We start from the raw sequence: 3,259 nt of genomic DNA, 5'->3' as shown, positions 1-3,259 counted from the left end.
CCCCCCCCCCCCCCCCGCCACTACCATCCTCATTCTTCTTCGGGCAACTCATCCGCGTTGAGCGTGCGCGCCTTGCGCTTGGGCGCAGTGAACGGCGTGGGCGTAGGAACGCCCGGCAGGGAACTGCCGTAGACCATGTGCGCGCCGGCGGTCAGCCCACCACCGGCCATCTCAAGCTCGAAACGCTCGGCATCGCGGCGACGGATCTCGCGCGCGATGGTCGCGGCATCTTCTTCGTCCAGGCCGAGCTCGATCAGCGCAGCCTCACCGAAGGCCACCGCGGATTCGAAGGTTTCGCGGATCTGGAAATCGACACCGGCATGTATCAGGCGCAGCGAATGTTCGCGATCGAACGAGCGCACCAGCAGCTTGGCCTGCGGGAATTCATGCGCGACCAGTTCGACGATGCGATCGGCCTGCGCACTGTCGTTGACGCACACCGCGATCGCCCGTGCCACGCCCGCGCCGGAGGCGTGCAGCACATCCAGCCGCGTGCCGTCGCCGTAGTAGATCTTGAAGCCGAACTTCTCGGCGCTCTGGATCATCTCGATGTCGTTGTCGATGATGGTCACATCCACATCGCGGGCCAGCAGCGACTGGCTCGCCACCTGGCCGAAGCGGCCGAAGCCGATCAGCAGCACGCTGCCGGACAAACCGTCGGCTTCTTCCACGCCATCGAGCGATACTTCACGATCCGGCATCAGCTTGTCGTGCAGCAGCACGAACAGCGGCGTCAGCGCCATCGAAAGCACCACGATCGCGGTGAGGTTGGCGTTGACCTGCACGTCGATCACACCCGCCACCGCCGCAGCCGAGAACAGCACGAAAGCGAACTCGCCGCCCTGCGCCATCACCACGCCGCGATCCAGCGCTTGGCGATGATCACTGCCGAGGATGCGCGCGACCACGTAGATGCAGATCGCCTTGGCAAACATCAGCGCGAACACGCCGGAGACGATCAACGGCCAGTTGTTGGCGACGACGGTGAGGTCTAGTGCCATGCCCACGCTGAGGAAGAACAGGCCGAGCAGGATGCCGCGGAACGGCTCGATGTCCGCTTCGATCTGGTGGCGGAAGGTGGATTCGCTGAGCAGCACGCCCGCCAGGAACGCGCCCATCGCCATCGACAGCCCGCCCAACTGCATCAGCAGCGCGGCGCCGAGCACGACCAGCAGCGCGGCAGCCGTCATCACCTCGCGCGCCTTGGCGGCGGCAAGGATGCGGAACAGCGGATTGAGCAGGAAGCGGCCGACCAGCACCAGGCCGACGATGGCACCGGCAGCGATACCCACGGTGACCCAGCGCGAGCTCTCGCCGGCATCGCTGTGCACCGGCGCCATGAACGCCACTACCGCCAGCAGCGGCACGATCAGCAGATCTTCGAACAGCAGGATCGAGACGATCTTCTGGCCGGTGGGCAGCGCGATGTCGCCGCGTTCGGCGAGCAGTTGCATGACCACTGCGGTGGAGGTCAACACGAACCCGGCCGCGCCGATGAAGGCCACCGGCAAGGGGAAGCCGAGCAGCATGCACACGCCGGTCAGCACCGCGCCGCAGACCACGATCTGCAGCGTGCCCAGGCCGAAGATCTCGTTGCGCAGACTCCACAGGTGCGAGGGCCGCATCTCCAGGCCGATCACGAACAGGAACATCACCACGCCCAGCTCGGCGGTATGCAGGATGGCCTGCGGATCGGAGAACCAGCCGAACCCGAACGGGCCGATGGCCAGACCGGCGGCGAAATAGCCCAGCACCGAGCCCAACCCCAGCCGGCGGAACAGCGGCACCATGACCACCGCCGCACCCAGCAGGGCGACGACTTTCACCAGTTCACTGGCACCTGCTTCCACCGCCATGCGGTTGTTTCCCCGGACCACAAAAGATGCGTCAACGATAGGGCAAAGCGCGGAAGGGCAATAGCGTGGATGATGCGTTTTATCGTGCTGAATTCAGAACGATATTGAACCTGGATGCCATATCGTCCCGAAATCGCAGCCTAACCCGGCCCCCTGGCGAACGACATCCACGCATGGCGTGGATCTACGCCCCCCCCCTCAGCCGCTGCAGAACGCGGCGTAATCGATGTACCCCGGGAACTCGCGCCCGGGCGCGCAGAGCGGACAGGCCGGGTCCGGCCTGAGCCGCGTCTCGCGGAAGCGCATGCCCAGCGCGTCGAAGGTCAGCAGGCGGCCGATCAGTGGCTCGCCGATGCCGAGCAGCAGCTTGAGCACTTCGGTGGCCTGCAGCAGGCCGACCATGCCCGGCAGCACGCCGAGAACCCCCGCCTCCGAGCAGTTGGGCGCGAACTCGGGCGGCGGCGGCTCGGGGAACAGGCAGCGGTAGCACGGCGCAGTGCCACGCTGGCGACCGGCATCGAACACGCTGACCTGGCCGGTAAAGCGCTCCACCGCGCCATACACCAGCGGGATGCCGTGCTGGAGGCAGGCATCGTTGAGCAGATAACGCAGCGGGAAGTTGTCCGAGCCATCCAGCACCACGTCGACCCCCTCGAGCAGCGCATCGATGTTGTCCGAGATGACCCGCGCCTGCACGGCCTCCACATCCAGCGAGGGATTGAGCGCGAGCAGGCGCGCGCGGGCGGAGAGCACCTTGGGCTCGCCAACGCTGGCATCGGTATGGATGATCTGCCGATGCAGGTTGCTGCGGTCGACCACGTCGTCGTCGGCGATGCGCAGGTGCCCTACCCCGGCCGCGGCCAGGTAGAAGCTGGCCGGTGCACCCAGACCACCGGCGCCGAGCACCAGCACGCGCGAGGCGAGCAGCGTCTTCTGGCCTTGGATACCCACCTGCAGCAGCAGCAGATGACGCGAGTACCGCTCGTTGAAGTCGCGTTCGGCGTCGCTCTGCATCGACTGCACCAACGGCAGCCCGGCAGCGCGCCACGCGGTCGTGCCGCCATGCACGGAGGCGATATGCGTGTAGCCAAGGCCGGCCAGGACGTTTGCGGCCTCCATCGAGCGCTTGCCGCTCTGACAGATCAGGACGACCTCGCGGTCGGCTGCCGGCAGGTGCGTGCCGGGTGCGGCCTGGAGATCGCCCCTGGCGATGCCCAGCGCGCCTTCGGCCATGCCGGTGGTACGTTCGTGTGCCTCACGGACGTCGATCAACAGCGCGCCATGGGCGAGGCGTTCGCGGGCCTGCGCCGGGGTGAGTTCGGGGATCGTGCTCATGCGGGGATTATCGCGCACGGGGGCGTCGGCCGTCGGTTTGAACGGGGTTGCCCGCCCCCCGCCGGCCC

At 67.0% G+C, this 3,259-nt stretch carries 2 protein-coding genes; both read right to left on the bottom strand.

Annotation, left to right across the window (positions count from 1 at the left end):
* Positions 1 to 29 precede the first annotated feature (29 nt).
* The gene (locus ACE026_RS17485; RefSeq protein WP_486040068.1) at positions 30 to 1,856 is read right to left on the bottom strand and encodes a monovalent cation:proton antiporter-2 (CPA2) family protein; all 1,827 of its coding nucleotides are present in this window, start codon (positions 1,854 to 1,856) and stop codon (positions 30 to 32) included.
* Positions 1,857 to 2,054: 198 nt separating this feature from the next.
* Positions 2,055 to 3,191 (bottom strand): molybdopterin-synthase adenylyltransferase MoeB, encoded by a 1,137-nt coding sequence (gene moeB, locus ACE026_RS17480; RefSeq protein ID WP_486040067.1) that lies wholly within the window; start codon positions 3,189 to 3,191, stop codon positions 2,055 to 2,057.
* Positions 3,192 to 3,259 lie beyond the last annotated feature (68 nt).

It is taken from the genome of Stenotrophomonas sp. AGC87, from assembly GCF_057333975.1.
This window is presented reverse-complemented; position numbering and strand designations above follow the sequence as displayed.

Bases quoted from the DNA above. Each gene is read 5' to 3' on its own strand.
- ACE026_RS17485 (WP_486040068.1), bottom strand. From the start codon at position 1,856: ATGGCGGTGGAAGCAGGTGCCAGTGAACTGGTGAAAGTCGTCGCCCTG.
- moeB (WP_486040067.1), bottom strand. From the start codon at position 3,191: ATGAGCACGATCCCCGAACTCACCCCGGCGCAGGCCCGCGAACGCCTC.